Annotated in this window: 12 protein-coding genes; 7 read left to right on the top strand and 5 right to left on the bottom strand. The window is 60.7% G+C overall.

Features of this window, described 5'->3' with window-relative positions; genetic code table 11:
- Positions 1 to 565 precede the first annotated feature (565 nt).
- The 3 genes from METAC_RS0101755 to METAC_RS0101740 all read left to right on the top strand — a co-directional run bounded on the left by METAC_RS0101755 (position 566) and on the right by METAC_RS0101740 (position 5,541).
- On the top strand, positions 566 to 2,014 hold the full coding sequence (locus METAC_RS0101755; RefSeq protein WP_026605716.1) for a DEAD/DEAH box helicase: 1,449 nt from the start codon (positions 566 to 568) through the stop codon (positions 2,012 to 2,014).
- 441 nt (positions 2,015 to 2,455) lie between these two features.
- The gene (locus METAC_RS0101745) at positions 2,456 to 4,876 is read left to right on the top strand and encodes a TonB-dependent receptor (protein ID WP_026605714.1); all 2,421 of its coding nucleotides are present in this window, start codon (positions 2,456 to 2,458) and stop codon (positions 4,874 to 4,876) included.
- Between the two features lie 134 nt (positions 4,877 to 5,010).
- A complete protein-coding gene (locus tag METAC_RS0101740; protein ID WP_026605713.1) occupies positions 5,011 to 5,541 on the top strand; it encodes a 4'-phosphopantetheinyl transferase family protein in 531 nt (176 codons plus the stop codon).
- On the opposite strand, the gene METAC_RS21865 is transcribed toward METAC_RS0101740, so the two are convergent.
- Positions 5,510 to 6,220, bottom strand: coding sequence for a transglutaminase-like cysteine peptidase (locus METAC_RS21865; protein WP_051335302.1), 711 nt, complete (start codon positions 6,218 to 6,220; stop codon positions 5,510 to 5,512). The two genes, METAC_RS0101740 and METAC_RS21865, sit on opposite strands and share 32 nt — an antisense overlap.
- A gap of 451 nt (positions 6,221 to 6,671) precedes the next feature.
- Between METAC_RS21865 and METAC_RS0101725 the strand changes: the two genes are divergently transcribed.
- Together METAC_RS0101725 and METAC_RS0101720 are read left to right on the top strand one after the other, a co-directional pair.
- Positions 6,672 to 7,535, top strand: coding sequence for an EcsC family protein (locus METAC_RS0101725; RefSeq protein ID WP_051335301.1), 864 nt, complete (start codon positions 6,672 to 6,674; stop codon positions 7,533 to 7,535).
- Positions 7,536 to 7,711: 176 nt separating this feature from the next.
- Complete coding sequence (locus METAC_RS0101720; RefSeq protein WP_156898072.1) at positions 7,712 to 8,281, top strand: hypothetical protein; 570 nt, start codon at positions 7,712 to 7,714, stop codon at positions 8,279 to 8,281.
- Here the strand turns inward: METAC_RS0101720 and METAC_RS21860 are convergent.
- The 4 genes from METAC_RS21860 to METAC_RS0101695 form a co-directional block, all read right to left on the bottom strand.
- Positions 8,266 to 9,060, bottom strand: coding sequence for a P-loop NTPase family protein (locus METAC_RS21860; RefSeq protein WP_051335300.1), 795 nt, complete (start codon positions 9,058 to 9,060; stop codon positions 8,266 to 8,268). The two genes, METAC_RS0101720 and METAC_RS21860, sit on opposite strands and share 16 nt — an antisense overlap.
- 1 nt (position 9,061) lies before the next feature.
- Entirely contained in the window at positions 9,062 to 10,210 is a 1,149-nt protein-coding gene (locus METAC_RS0101710) for an AI-2E family transporter (protein WP_026605710.1), read from the bottom strand.
- 239 nt (positions 10,211 to 10,449) lie between these two features.
- Positions 10,450 to 10,998: a CDP-alcohol phosphatidyltransferase family protein gene (locus METAC_RS0101705; RefSeq protein ID WP_026605709.1), complete on the bottom strand. Its 549-nt coding sequence runs from the start codon at positions 10,996 to 10,998 to the stop codon at positions 10,450 to 10,452.
- A 734-nt stretch (positions 10,999 to 11,732) separates the two neighbouring features.
- Positions 11,733 to 12,026, bottom strand: coding sequence for a hypothetical protein (locus METAC_RS0101695; RefSeq protein WP_156898071.1), 294 nt, complete (start codon positions 12,024 to 12,026; stop codon positions 11,733 to 11,735).
- Positions 12,027 to 12,147: 121 nt separating this feature from the next.
- On the opposite strand from METAC_RS0101695, the gene METAC_RS26215 reads away from it, so the two are divergent.
- Together METAC_RS26215 and METAC_RS0101685 are read left to right on the top strand one after the other, a co-directional pair.
- Positions 12,148 to 12,465, top strand: coding sequence for a hypothetical protein (locus METAC_RS26215; protein WP_156898070.1), 318 nt, complete (start codon positions 12,148 to 12,150; stop codon positions 12,463 to 12,465).
- Positions 12,466 to 12,625: 160 nt separating this feature from the next.
- Positions 12,626 to 14,215, top strand: coding sequence for an alpha-amylase family glycosyl hydrolase (locus METAC_RS0101685; RefSeq protein WP_026605706.1), 1,590 nt, complete (start codon positions 12,626 to 12,628; stop codon positions 14,213 to 14,215).
- Positions 14,216 to 14,282 lie beyond the last annotated feature (67 nt).

The following is a 14,282-nucleotide window of genomic DNA, read 5'->3' as shown; positions in this document are numbered from 1 at the left end:
CGCACGTTCAATTATTGAGAATCGTCGCCGCCTGCGGCAATTCGGCGCGCTCAGGATCGTTCGACCGCGCCCCGGCAAACATTGTGCAGCTTGTCATTTCATTGCTTTAGAGGGATACTTCGTCACGGCTTGGCGGCGACCTTTCGTCGAGGTTTCCGGCGCCGCGCGCGAGACCGATCGTTTCGGACCGCCATGTCAGCGCGGTGCATGGTTCTTGCTACGGCAGCTTGATCTCGAACATAGAGACAAATTCAACGCCGGAAGGCTATTGCTCGCCAGCCGGCGCGCGATGGTTTAGAGCTGGATGCGAAAAAGTGAAATCTGGTTTTTCGCGTAAAATCTCGCTCTCGCTTTCAAAATTCGATCACGTTTCATGCTTTTGGACGTTTTCTTCCAAAAGCAACGTGGTCTAAGCGCTTTCCGACCAAATGAATCACTTGGTCGACAAGAAGTCGCTCAAACGTCAAAAGCTCGAGCTGATTCCAAATCAGATCGATTTGAGCCGATCAAAAACGGGGTCGGTTTCGTCAGGCCTCGCGGCGCAAACGCCCAATTCAGGACTAGAATGACTTTCAACGAACTCGGTCTCAGCGCCAAGGTCCTCCAAGCCGTGGAAGCTTCGGGCTACACCACACCGACGCCGATCCAGGCTCAGGCCATCCCCCATGCGCTCGCAGGTCGCGACATCCTCGGCATCGCTCAGACTGGCACCGGCAAGACCGCCGCCTTCACGCTTCCGATGCTATCGCGGCTCGAGCAGGGGCGCGCGAGGGCGCGCATGCCCCGCACGCTCATTTTGGAGCCGACCCGCGAGCTCGCTGCGCAAGTCGAGGAGAGCTTCGTCCGCTACGGCGTCAATCACAAGCTCAATGTCGCCCTCCTGATCGGCGGCGTCTCCTTCGGCGATCAAGAGACCAAGATCATGCGCGGCGCCGACGTCCTGATCGCGACGCCGGGCCGCCTGCTCGACTTCTCCGAACGCGGCAAACTGCTGCTCACCGGCATCGAAATTCTCGTCATCGACGAGGCCGACCGGATGCTCGACATGGGCTTCATTCCCGACATCGAGCGCATCTGCAAGCTCGTGCCCTTCACCCGGCAGACCCTGTTCTTCTCCGCTACCATGCCGCCGGAAATCACCCGGCTGACCGAGACCTTCCTGCATAATCCGGTGCGCATCGAAGTCGCGCGGGCGGCCTCGACCGCCACGACCATCACCCAAAATTTCGTCGCCTCGGCGACAGGGCCGGCCAAGCGCGAAACGCTGCGGCGGCTCATTCGCGGAGCGGCGGACTTCAAGAACGCAATCATTTTCTGCAATCGCAAGCGGGACGTCGCCGTCCTGCACAAATCTTTGCAAAAGCACGGCTTCAACGCCGGGGCGCTGCATGGCGACATGGACCAGCGGGCGCGCATGAGCTCCCTCGATGCGTTCAAGACCGGCGACGTTGATCTCCTCGTCTGCTCCGACGTCGCAGCCCGCGGCCTCGATATTCCAGACGTGAGCCATGTCTTCAATTTCGATGTCCCGACCCATGCCGAGGATTACGTCCATCGCATCGGCCGGACCGGGCGCGCCGGCAAGAGCGGCGTCGCAATCTCGATCATCACACGCGCCGATCAAAAGCATGTCGCCGAAATCGAGCGGCTGATCGCGCAGAAAATCGACTGGCTCGGCGAGGAGACGCTCGCCAATCTCACCGAGGAAGATGCGGAAGAGCCACTTGGACGCGAACGCGGCCGTCGCTCAACCCGCAAAGACTCTGAAAAGTCGGAAGATGGCGCTACTCGACGGAAATCCGTAAGATCGAGCAGCGCGCCGCGGCGCGATGACGAACGCCCGTCCGCCGACTCCGCGCCCGTCCGTGAGGCGCCAGCCTCGTCCGCGCCGCGGCGCGGACCGAGACGCCGCCCCGAAGACGAAGACGCGCCGGTCGTCGGCATGGGAGACCATGTCCCGATGTTTCTTCTTCGCCCGGTTAGGCTTAAACCGGCCAAGGTCGTCGAGGAATAGAAGAACTGACCAGACGCCCCGCTCCGGGAGCCCTTGCGCCAAGACATCGGCGAGCGGCCGCTCTCGAAGTCCGTTGAAGCTTCGCTCATTTCATTGTTAAGCGCGACGAACGAGGCGAAGCGCATTGGCGCGACGACTGCGGTTCGAGACGGCCTGCGGGCTTCCTCGCCCCGACGGCTTTTCATGGATTCAATCGCTGTCATAGGATCTCTCAGCGCAAATCGCGCCAAAGCAGGCAGACCGTCGTTGGCGCGCCCCAGCGATGAACTTTTCTATGTCTATGATGACCTTTTCCCGCCACCCCTTGGATTTCTCAAGTATATCTTTGATTAATTTGCAAAGTAATTCCCAACTGTACCCGAAATGACACTTGTGGCGCCAGATGCCGGACTTTAAGCTCGACCATAACTTCACAGTTGAAGAAATGATCGAGTCGAGCTCATGCCTGCTACACCGCGAAACTCTGCCCTCATCGGCGCTGTCGCCCTCGGCGCCGTCCTCTGCAATCAAGCAACAGAGGCGCGGGCGCAGGACGCGCCGAGCGCCAATGTCGTCAATCTGCCGGAAATCGACGTCGTGTCGACGACCCCCCTGCCCACCGGCGGCGGCGAGGATCGCGACAAGATCCCCGCCCTGGTCCAGACGGTCACCGCGCCGGATTTCGCGCGCACGCGCTCTCCCAACGTGACGGACGCTTTGGAGCAGCGCGTCCCTGGCGTTTTCGTCGACGACATCAACGGCAATCCCTTTTCCCAGGAGCTGCAATACCGCGGCTTCTATGCTTCGCCGCAGCAGGGCACGCCGCAGGGCCTCGCCGTCTATCAAAACGGCATTCGCATCAACGAAGCTTTCGGCGACACCGTCAACTGGGATCTCGTTCCACCGCAAGCGATCAACCGCACCGAGGTCTTCACGGCCAACCCGATCTTCGGCCTCAATGCGCTTGGCGGCGCGATCAGCATCGAGATGAAGAACGGCTTCACCTGGCAAGGATTCGAAGCGCAAGCGCTCGGCGGCTCCTACGGCCGAGCAAGCGGCTATTTCCAATACGGAAAGCAGGTCGACAATTACAGCCTGTACGTCACCGCGGACGCCGCGCGCGATGGCGGCTGGCGCTATTTCTCACCATCCTGGCTCGCCCGCGTCTATGGCGACGCCGGCTATCGCACCCAGGACGCCGAGTTGCATCTCATCGCGTCCGGCGCACTGTCGCGCTTGGGAGTCGTCGGACCGACGCCCGTCCAGCTCCTCTCCCAAAATGACGCAAGCGTCTACACCTCGCCTCAAACGACGGAAAACCAAGCGGGCTCCATCGCCATGACCGGCCGATTCGACGTGATCCCACATTGGTCGATCGCCAGCAATTTCTATCTGCGCACATTCAATCAGAAGCATACGGACGGCAATGACGCCGACATTCAGAATTGCTCGCAGAACAGCCTGCCCAACGACTATGCGGGATATCTCTGTCTCAATGACAGCAATTTCCCGTCCGAGACCAATGGCAACGCCTTCGTGATCACGAATCAAAAAGGCTCTCCGATCCCCTATTCCGACACCACGGTCTACGGCACGATCGACCGCACCTACATTCATGCGAACACCGCAGGCGCCACGCTCCAGGCGACCAACAAAGACAAGATTTTCGATCATGACAATTATTTCGTGATCGGCGGCAGCGTCGATCGCAGCAATTTCAGCTTCAGCTCCACCAGCACGCTCGGCGAGATCAATCCAAATCTGGTCGTCAACTCCAACGAGTCGTTTCCCGGCGCGGGCTCGATCATCCAAACGCTGGGCCAAATCGGCTATGCTCCGACCTATCTGCAAGGCACGACGACCTATATCGGCCTTTTCGCGCTTGACACGTTCAACATAACGCCGGAGCTCGCGCTCACCGGCGGAGGGCGCTTCAACGTCGCCAATATCACGTCGAACGACACGACAGGCCAGGCGTCCCAACTCAACAGCGAAAACAGCTACACCAGATTCAACCCGGTCGTCGGCCTCACCTACAAGATACTGCCGAATCTTTCCGCCTACGCCGGCTATTCGGAAGCCAATCGCGCGCCGACGCCTCTCGAGCTCAATTGCGCCGATCCGAACCGTCCCTGCCTGCTTGCGAATTCGCTCGTCGCCGACCCGCCGCTTAAGCAAGTCGTCTCGCACACGGTCGAGGCGGGCCTGCGCGGAAGCTCCCTGCTCCCCGGCGACGCGCGGGTCGACTGGAAGGCTGGATACTTCCACACCGAGGCCACGAATGACATTATCTCGGTCGCCAGCACGCTGACTGGGCGTGGATATTACACGAATGTCCCCGGCACCTTACGTCAGGGCGTCGAGGCCGGAGTCGAGTTTCACAACGCCAATTGGATGGTCTACGCCAATTACGCCTATGTGGATGCGACCTATCGCTTCGCCGGAACGCTCTCCTCGCCTAACAATCCCTACGCCGACGCCAATGGGAACGTCTACGTGACGCCTGGCGACCATATTCCGGGCATTCCTCGTCATCTCATCAAGCTGGGGACGGATTACGCCTTCACGCCCCAATTCAAGCTCGGCGGCGACGTCCGCATCGTCGGCAGCCAATATTTTATCGGCGACAACTCCAACCTCAATCCCAAATTGCCCGCCTATTGGGTCGCCAACTTGCATGCGTCCTATCAGATCAATGACAATGTTCAGGTCTTCGGGCTCATCAACAATCTGTTCAACAATCGAAGCGCCACCTATGGGACCTATTTCAGCACGGGCACCAACTCGCAGCTCGCCGTCGCGCAAACCTTCACCAATGACGCGCGGACGGTCACGCCTATGCAGCCTATTTCGTTTTATGCAGGGGTGAAGGTCACATTTTAACGTCGTCGCACAAGGCCGGCCATTCTCCCGCGCTTGCGCTTGATTTCGAAATTGGTATTTTGTGGGGAATAGCTAAGAAGCGCTCGACAGGCCGCCGACGCCCCGAGAAGCGCGTTTGGGGGGAGACTGCGCCCGTGGCGGAAAGCGCCCTATCGGATGGATTGATCGCTTCTGACGGCTGCTCCGGCGGAATCGGACTCGAGATCGTGACGATCGCAGACCTGCCGGACGCCGAGAATTACGGCGACCACGAATTCTACGATGAGAATTTCTCGCCGCCGGAAATCGCCTACGCAATGCAGCGGTCCTCGACGAAAAAAGCGTTCGGCGAGCTTTTGGCGACCAAGAAGGCGATCGTCAAATGCGGCGCGGCGACAGGCCCGCTCGAGGACTTGCGACGCATTGAGATCGTCCAGGATGCGGACGAGAAGCCCGCCTATCCCGGCTGCCTCTTTTCCGTCACCAGCAATAATGCGATCGCTGCGGCCGTCGCTTTTCGTCAAGATGCATCAGGATCTGCGTCCGCCGACGTGACAAAACGCCCCGCTGGATCCAAAAGGGGCCGTCCGGATTTTTACATCGGCTTGGTGCTTCTCTCCTTGCTTTTCCTTTTCGGATACGGGCTCTGGATCTTTATGCGCTTGGCCTTCGTCGGCCATATGTGACGCGCGGCGGCGCTCGACGGGAGACGAAGTCCGGCTCTGGGGTCGGTTCGCCGAGCTGCACCCAGACGTTTTGGTCGGTTTGTGATTGACGCTTGATGAACCGATAGCCGGTTTGGTCCCAAGGCTTCGTCTCATTGTTCAAATTGTCGAGCACGAATTCGCCGGCGTCCGTCTTGACGGTCAGGATCGCGTGGCCCTCGTTGTTCAAGTCCTTGACGACCGTCATGAGAAGCGCCTGCCGCGGGAACCCCTCTTTCATGAGAAGCTTTCGCTTCAAGAGCGCATAGTCCTCGCAATCCCCTTTGCCGTCGCTCGGGTAATCCCATTGATCGACAACGCCCCAATGCTCCATGTCTGACACCGCCTCAATATGCGCGTTGACCCAAGTATTGACGCGTTCCAACGCCTCGGCGGCATCAGGCGTGAAAGCGACATCGCGCGGCGGAAGCGGCGCGCCGTCGCATTCGCCGTCGTAGCGACGGCAGAAATCCGCCCAGCCATAAGGGATGCTGGTGGGCGCGCCGACAAGCGCGAAGGCGCCCGGCGGAGCGCGCTCAACCTGTTCAGCGTCAGAGGGAAGGACGATGCTGGAGATCAGAAAAAACAAGGCTAGCGCAAGCGTCAAAGCGCGAAACTCTACGAAAAAGATTGGCTTTGACTTCGCCGGTCGATCCTTCATGTCTCGCTCTCCCGCATCTCGCTAGGGAAAGCTTTTGGCGGCGCGACTTTGCCGAACGGCTAAAGGTAGGCTGAGGATTTTAACGATTCGCGCCGCCGCGGCGCCGGCCTTTTTTCTCGCTTAATCGTCCTGCGATGGATTCGCTTGAACTTAATGAGCTCTCGGCGCTCAATGGCCTGATCGGTGCAACGCAATTCATGAAAAAGCGGGCGCAGGCGAACCAAAAGCGTCGGCAAGCGTTACGGCAGTCGAGGTTTAATGTTTAATGAGACGACACGAAGCTTGTCGAAAATGGAATTTGAGATTTTTTCGCCGAGGCAAAATTTAAGCAGGCTGCGCCACTGGTGATAGATTTCCGCAGCATTATGCAATCGTAGGTCGATTCCTCGAAGAGGGCTCCCCGGACGTCTTGCAGAACTAGGATTTGAAGGTGACGAACTTAGGCTCCCTCGTGAGCATTGCACCCTCGGCGGAAGACGTGTGGCTGGCGCGGATCCGGGACTCGGCGCTTTCCGCCGACGACTTGGCCGCCCTGGAGCGCGCTGTGCGGGAGCTGGAACACGCCAGCGTGGCGATGCGCCTAACCGCCTTGGTCGGTCGGCCGGTCGGCATCCTCGGCTCGATCCTCCCGGCGCATGTGTCAGAGATCGTCAACAAGTCGGCCGAGGCGGCGATCCGAAGCGCGCTCGCCGTGGCGCTGCGCAGTCTCGATCGGAAGCCCGCGGCGGACTCTCGCCGGCGCCACAAAGGCGCAGCCGTCCTCGCTGGGGCTGCGGGCGGCGCCTTTGGTCTCTCGGGCCTTGCGGTCGAGCTGCCCTTCACAACGATGATCATGCTGCGCTCGATCGCCGAAATCGCCAAGAACGAGGGGGAAGACTTATCGCACCCCCGAACCGCCATCGCTTGCCTCGAGGTCTTTGCCCTGGGCGGAAGAGTCGAGGCGGGACCCGTGGCGCTGCGCTCGAGCGACGCGAGCATCGAGACCGGCTATTTCGCGCTGCGTGGGATACTCGCGAAATCCGTGTCCGAAGCCGCAGGCTTTCTGGCCAAGCGCGGATTGGTCGAAGAGGCCTCGCCGGCAATGGTGCGGTTTGTGACCCAGGTCGGCGCGCGTTTCGGTTTCGTCGTATCGCAAAAGCTCGCCGCCCAAAGCGCTCCGGTGATCGGCGCTCTTTGCGGCGCAGCGATCAATTACGCGTTCGTCGATCATTTCCAGACCCTCGCGCGCGGACATTTCACGGTTTTACGGCTCGAGCGCCGCTATGGGGCGGCCGTGGTGCAGGCCGAATACGAGCAAATCCTGAGGCGAGCCTGATCGGGCGGGAACTTGCCCGATTTCGCAGCTGCGAAGTATAGAAGCAGAACTGGATCGAATCGAGACGGCGATTAAGTGACGGAGGTCCAAGCGTGGGATTTTTGCGGCGGTTTTTCTCTGGTTTCAGCATCCATGCGCGCGAGACTTTTTTATATGCGCGCGGGGCGTTGGCGGCCGTGGCTCTTCTTAGCCTGTCGACGAGCAGCGCCGACGCCGGTTTCTTCGATTTTCTCTTCAGCCCGCCGCCGCCCATGATGCAGCAAAGCCCGCCGCCAGGCTACGCGATGAGGCCGCGCGTCCATCCCCGTCCGACCTTCCATGCGCGAAAGCGCACGCGTGAAACGACCGTTGCGCTGCACCATCCTCATCATCGGCTGACCGTCGAGAACGCGCGGCATTCCGGCGCGGCGCGCGCGGCCGCGCATGCCGCTTCCGGCATCATGGAAGACGACAGCCTGGAAGAAGGCGACGCCGTGATGACCGATCGCGGGGTCCGCATCTTCACGGGCGATTCCGGCAAACGCCACACGCCGGACGAATTCGCAGCCTTGCATGAAACGAAAGGCCTTTCCAAGCGCGCTCGCGCGGCGCTTGCCGAAATCGACGCCAACCGTTCCGAACGCGGCGGCGAGCTTCAGCGACAGTCCGATGTGGTGACGGGCCGCTCAGCCGCGGAGACCGGACTTTCGGCGGGAACGCTTATTACGGATCCGCGCGGCCGCTCGATCCGCTACGTCGGCCCCTGACGCGCGGCGGTTTGTCGCCTGCGGCTGTCATCTTGGTCGCAGCTGTCGCTTTCGGTTTCCGACAAAGCTTGATTTTCGCCGGAAACTTCATGTCGGCGCAGCACCTCGGCGACCATAGGCCGGGTGATCCGGCTTTTGCGCGACATGGCTTCGCGATCAAGATCGGCCACGAAGGCCCGGGCCGCATAGAGCGACCGCTCGAGACGGAGGGCGGCAAATTCGATAGTGCTCGCGTCGACGATCAGCTGCCGGTCGATGAAGAGCTTGACGAGAACGGCCCGCATCAAGGCATCGTCAGGAGTCCCGATCTCCACCACGGGCGCGAGACGCAGGCGCGACAATAGATCGGGAACGCCCAAGCCCCAGGCGTCTGGCCGGGTTCGCGCAGTCAGGACGAGAGGCGCGCCGCGCTCGCGCATCAAATTGACCAGATGAAACAGATCGATCTCGGCCTCGCCGATCGCATCGGCGTCCTCGATGAGCAGTGGCCGGGCTGCGAGAACCTGCTTGTCCGAATGCATCAGCTCGGCGGCCGACAAGATCCGCGCTTCGGCCCTCGCGGCCCAGATCGCGCCGAGATGGCTCTTCCCGGCGCCCGCCGGGGCGAGGACGAGCAACATGGCGTCAGGCCAGTTCGGCCAAAGCTCGACCATCGCATAGGCGCTCTCGTTCGAGCCTGAAATGAAAAAATCCTCGCGCCCGAATCCCGGCGCGGCGGCAAGATCCAGCGTTAGCTGGCGGCCGGGCGACACAGGGTCGCCACCCGCCCCGCCGGCCATCTCAGCGATCCTTTTCCGGTTTGAGCACCGTCGCTTCCAGGAAAATTTTCGGCGATCCAGACGGCAATTCGGTGAAGATTGCACTCTCCCGATAGCGTTTGACGGCGAAACGCAGAACCACTCCCGTCGCGGCGGCGAGCGGCACCGCCGTGATGAGGCCGGTGAAGCCGAACAGGCTGCCGAACGCGAGAAGGGCGAAAATCAGCCACACCGGATGCAGACCGACGGAATCGCCGACGAGCTTGGGCGACAGGATGTTGCCCTCGAGAAATTGGCCTGTGAGAAAGACCATGAGCGCGAGAACGAGCAGCTTCCACTGCGGCCAGTCCTGCACGATGGCGACCGCAGACGAGAGGACCAGCGCAGTCAGCGAGCCGACATAAGGAATGAAGCTCAACAGCCCGGCGGTGAGGCCGATGAGCAGCCCAAAATTCAGGCCGATCAGCGAGAGGCCGAGGCCGTACCATGCGCCCAGAAAAAGGCAGACGAGAGATTGCCCGCGCAGGAAGCCCGCCATCGCGGCGTCGATCTCCCGCGCGAGTTCCCGCACCGTGTCGCGATAGCGAAGCGGCACGAGACTGTCGATCGTCGAGATCATCTTCTCCCAGTCGAGCAACATATAAAAGGCGACGACCGGCGTGACGATGATCAGCGAGATCACGCTGATCAGCGCGGCGCCATTGGTCCAGACCGATTTCAGGAAGGACGCCGCCCATTGCGCGGCCTGGACGACGAGATCCGTCGTGGACGTCCTGATTTCCGACGCGGCTTGCGCATCAAGCCCGAAGCGGGCCAGCAACGCGCCGCCATATTCGCGGCTGAAGCGTTCGCTCTCGTAGCTGATCAATTGCTCGAGCTTGAGGACATAGGATGGCAAGGCCTCGATGAAGGCGACGAGCTGGCGCCCGAGAATCGGCACGATCAGGACAAAGCACGCGGCCAAGATCAAGACAAAGGCCACCATGATGAGCAATGTCGCGGCGAGCCGGCTCATGCCGAGCCGCTCGAGCCTGTCGGCGACCGGATTCAGAAGATAGCCGAGCGCGACCGCCGCGGCGAAAGGCAAAAGCACGCCACTGAACAGCCAAAGAAAGATGATGACGATCAAGAGAACGACGGCCCAGAAGCCGATCTGCCATTCGATCCGCATCTTCGTCGCCTCGCCTCGCGATTGCGGCGCGCTTGGAGCGGCCCGCTCTTTCGGGCCGAAGGGACTCCGCATCGAGGCTCTCGGCTGTCCGCCCGTCCGATCGCCAGCTTTTGTCATAGCAAAAAAACGCCGGCAATACGCCTCGTAGCCGCGCCGCACAGCGAATTTTTGCGCCGCGAAATCCCTTCCTAGATCACGATGCGTTGGTGGGCGACGTCCAGAACCATAGCGCGCCGGACTCAAACGCTCATGTGTTTCATCCATTGCTCGAAATAAGCGGCCATCGACGCGATCGTGAGAAAGGCGACGGCGAAGAGCGAAATCTCGAACCAGCTCCCAACTGGGAAATCGAAGGCTTTCACAGCGAGCACCATAGCGGCGCAGCCGAGTTGGACTAAAGTGTTCAGCTTCGAGATCAAGAGCGGCCTGACCGCCATCGGCTTGTGCAGAAACCACGAGACCATGAAGGCGCCTACGATCATCACATCCCTTGCGACGACGAGAATGCTGATCGTCGCCGGCACCGCGCCGACGATGGCGAGCGCGACATAGATCGAGACGATCAGCGCTTTATCAGCGAGAGGATCGAGATAAGCGCCGAGCTCGCTCCGCAGATCGAAACTCTTCGCGATCCAGCCGTCAGCCGCGTCCGATAGGCCCGCGACGACGAAGAGGAGGCAGGCCGCCCGCCAGCGCTCGGCGGATATGGCGGCGATTATCGCTGGAACCAAGGCCAGACGCCCGACCGTGATGAAATTGGGCAAACTACGGTAAAGCGAAATAGTCATGCCGTTTCGCCCTGCTGAAAGAGCCCCATCGCTCGCCTCGATCGTATACAATGTGCTATCGCGCGCGGCGTTCCCAATGGCAGGACGCATAGGAAGCAAACGTAAAACCGCCAGGTTCAAGCTTGATGCTCAGTCGGCGCTGGCGGATCCTGTCGCCACACCGAATTCAGCCCTGCGCCAATCAACGTCGCGCTCCGGCAAGACGCGGCGTCTGATCCGATGATCCGCGCGTGAGTCGTCCAAGGGATCGGCGAAGCTTTACCAGGATGGAAGGACGCTAAACGACAAGCCGGCCGGACCGTTCGCCGCGAGCATCCGGACCCGAGCCTTTTCATGGCGCGGTTCGGGCGCACTTAAACGCGTCGTCGATTTTCATATCCGATGGGCGAGCGATTAAAGCGGCTCGCGTCCAATAAGGGGATCAAAATCGTCCCGCCCGCGGCTGACGTCCATAGCTGAAGCTCAAACCAAGCGCAGCCTTAAATCCATCGGGCGTCAATTAAGATGGTTTGGTCGAACGACTTCATTGCTCGCGCGCCGAGGCGACGCGATGCGTCGGACCCGATGCGACGAGAACGGTCGCCGTCGCAACAGAGACGGCGCATGCGCGCGTGACCGGCACGCGAGTAAGTTCGATCAGATTGAATCCATCTGATCGAACTGAATAGGCTCGGAATTTCCAAGCAGAAGCGGTTCTAAGGCGACCGAATGCGTCGATCCGGTCGGAACGCTCTTTAGCAGCCGCACTTCGTCTGGCAGGCCTTGTTCCTCGCCTCAGCTTCTTCCTTCGTGACGTGATATTGCTCGCTGCTATCGACCATCTCCTCCTCGCATTTTCTCATGCAATAGGCCTGCTTGTCCTCATCATTGGGATTGCAGCTGATGGTCTGGAAGAGGCTGTCGCCCTGGGCGCCGCGCAGCGTGGACAGCGCGGCCGCATTGGACGCAGCAGATTGTTCAAAGGCAATGCTCGGACCAGCGATCGTCGCAATCATCAAGCCGGCAATCATCAAGGCGCGTATTTTCATGTTATCGTTTCCTCTTCCATGTTGTGAGGGTTGTCGTTGGCTATTCGTTTGCGCAGGCGAAAACGTCCGCGCAGCGGAAATCAATTGTCCATGCGAGCAGCAGGTTCGGGAGGCGGCGTCATTGGGGACCGGCGTCCGGCTCGCCGAAAAAGTCCAGGCGCGCACGGCGCCGTCTCGGAAGCGGCAAGAAGACATGCCGTCAGTGTGGATCGTTGCAGGCAATATGCGCGCCAATGCCGAAAAGGCGCAGGCGCATAGCATGCGTCGTGAATTTCCAACATGCGGTAAAAAGCGATGGACGCTTACCAACCGCAGCGGATACGAGAACGCCAAACTCCCGTTTGGCGGGCGGTTTCCTCAAATTTCGATGCAATTTCGCATAGGACGTCCGCAAGCGCAACTCGCGCCCCAGCCTGCTCAAATAAAGTTGATCTCCTAAAGCCGCGTTTATGAAATGATTTCGTCTGGAAACCTAGAAAGCGAGAAATCACTTTCCTTTGACAAGCGTTCACGAGTCTCTTTGCGAACGCGGCGAACGGTCTCGAACCCCTCTCGCAAGGTCTCTGGCAATCGAGGCGCCCTCGCCCGGGAATGACTCAGTGTCTGGTGAATGGTGGCGCAACGGGGTTATCTATCAGATCTATCCGCGTTCGTTTCAGGATTCGAACGACGATGGAATCGGCGATCTCGCGGGCTTGCGGCGCCAGCTTGATTATTTGACCTGGCTCGGGATCGACGCCCTATGGGTATCGCCTTTTTATCCCTCGCCCATGGCCGATTTCGGCTATGACGTCGCCGATTATTGCAACGTCGATCCGATCTTCGGCTCGCTCGAGAAATTCGACCGGCTCGTCGCCGAGGCGCATGAGCGGCGCCTGAAGGTCATCGTCGATTTCGTTCCGAACCACAGCTCGATCGAGCATCCTTGGTTTCAGGAGAGCCGGCGCTCTCGCGCGGACCCCAAGCGCGATTGGTATATTTGGCGTGATCCAGCGCCCGGCGGCGGACCGCCGAATAATTGGATCAGCAATTTCGGCGGCGGCGCGTGGACCTTGGACCGAGACACCGGCCAATATTATCATCACGCCTTTCTCGCCGAGCAACCGGATCTGAACTGGCGCAACCGCCAAGTCCGCGCGGCGATGCATGACGTCATGCGCTTCTGGCTGGCGCGCGGCGTCGACGGGTTCCGCGTCGACGTGATCTGGCATCTCATGAAAGACGCCGCTCTTCGCGACAACCCACCAAATCCCGCCTGGACTCCCGACCAACCCGAGCTCGAACGGCTGGCGCAAGCCTATTCAGCCGACCAACCCGAGGTGCAACAAATCATCGCTGGGCTACGCCGGGTCGTCGACGAGTTCGACGATCGCGTGTTGATCGGCGAGATTTATCTGCCGATCGACAGGCTCGTCGCTTATTATGGCGAGGGCCTGAAAGGCGTGCATCTGCCGTTCAATTTCCACTTGCTGCAAACGCCCTGGCGCGCGCCTCAGGTCGCCGCGCTCATCCAAAGCTACGAAGCCGCCCTGCCCGAAGGCGCCTGGCCAAACTGGGTTTTGGGCAATCATGACCGCGCCCGCATCGCGGCGCGGGTCGGGCAAGCGCAGGCCCGCATGGCCGTCATGCTGCTCCTGACCTTACGCGGCACGCCGACGCTCTATTATGGCGACGAGATCGGCATTGGCGTCGTCACGATCGCTCCAGAGCAAATCCGCGACCCCTGGGCGAAGCGCGAGCCGGGCCTCGGCGTCGGGCGCGACCCTGCGCGCACGCCAATGCAGTGGGATGCGAGCAATCTCGCCGGTTTCTCGACGCATGAGCCCTGGCTTCCGCTGACCGACGACCATCGAACGCGCAATGTCGCGGTCATGCGCGGCGATCCAACGTCCATCCTCACTTTGACGCGCGCTCTGCTCCAATATCGTCGCGCGCGCCCGGCGCTGGCGAAGGGATCCTGGAGCCTCATCGACTCCAACGAGGATTTGCTGATCTATGAACGGCGCGAAGGCGATGAGCGCCTATTCGTCGCTCTCAATTTCGGCGAGGCCGCGCAAGACTGGGCGCTTCCCGCCGAGCTTTCTGGCCTCGAAATCGCCCTCTCGACCCATGGCGACCGCAAAGGCGAATCGGTGGGGTCGAGCTTGCGCCTGCGCCCCGATGAAGGCGTCATTTTTGCGCCGCCGTGAGCGGATCCTCCTCCCGGCTTGCTCGAGCGCGGCCTTATCATCCTCGCGACAAAACTCTTGCTGGCGT

The organism is Methylocapsa acidiphila B2 (assembly GCF_000427445.1).
Taxonomy (GTDB): domain Bacteria; phylum Pseudomonadota; class Alphaproteobacteria; order Rhizobiales; family Beijerinckiaceae; genus Methylocapsa; species Methylocapsa acidiphila.
This window is presented reverse-complemented; position numbering and strand designations above follow the sequence as displayed.

Excerpts from the sequence above, each read along its gene's own strand:
- METAC_RS0101695 (WP_156898071.1), bottom strand. The coding sequence starts at position 12,026 with ATGAAAATACGCGCCTTGATGATTGCCGGCTTGATGATTGCGACGATC.
- METAC_RS0101745 (WP_026605714.1), top strand. The coding sequence starts at position 2,456 with ATGCCTGCTACACCGCGAAACTCTGCCCTCATCGGCGCTGTCGCCCTC.
- METAC_RS0101710 (WP_026605710.1), bottom strand. The coding sequence starts at position 10,210 with ATGCGGATCGAATGGCAGATCGGCTTCTGGGCCGTCGTTCTCTTGATC.
- METAC_RS0101755 (WP_026605716.1), top strand. The coding sequence starts at position 566 with ATGACTTTCAACGAACTCGGTCTCAGCGCCAAGGTCCTCCAAGCCGTG.
- METAC_RS21865 (WP_051335302.1), bottom strand. The coding sequence starts at position 6,220 with ATGAAGGATCGACCGGCGAAGTCAAAGCCAATCTTTTTCGTAGAGTTT.
- METAC_RS0101705 (WP_026605709.1), bottom strand. The coding sequence starts at position 10,998 with ATGACTATTTCGCTTTACCGTAGTTTGCCCAATTTCATCACGGTCGGG.
- METAC_RS21860 (WP_051335300.1), bottom strand. The coding sequence starts at position 9,060 with ATGGCCGGCGGGGCGGGTGGCGACCCTGTGTCGCCCGGCCGCCAGCTA.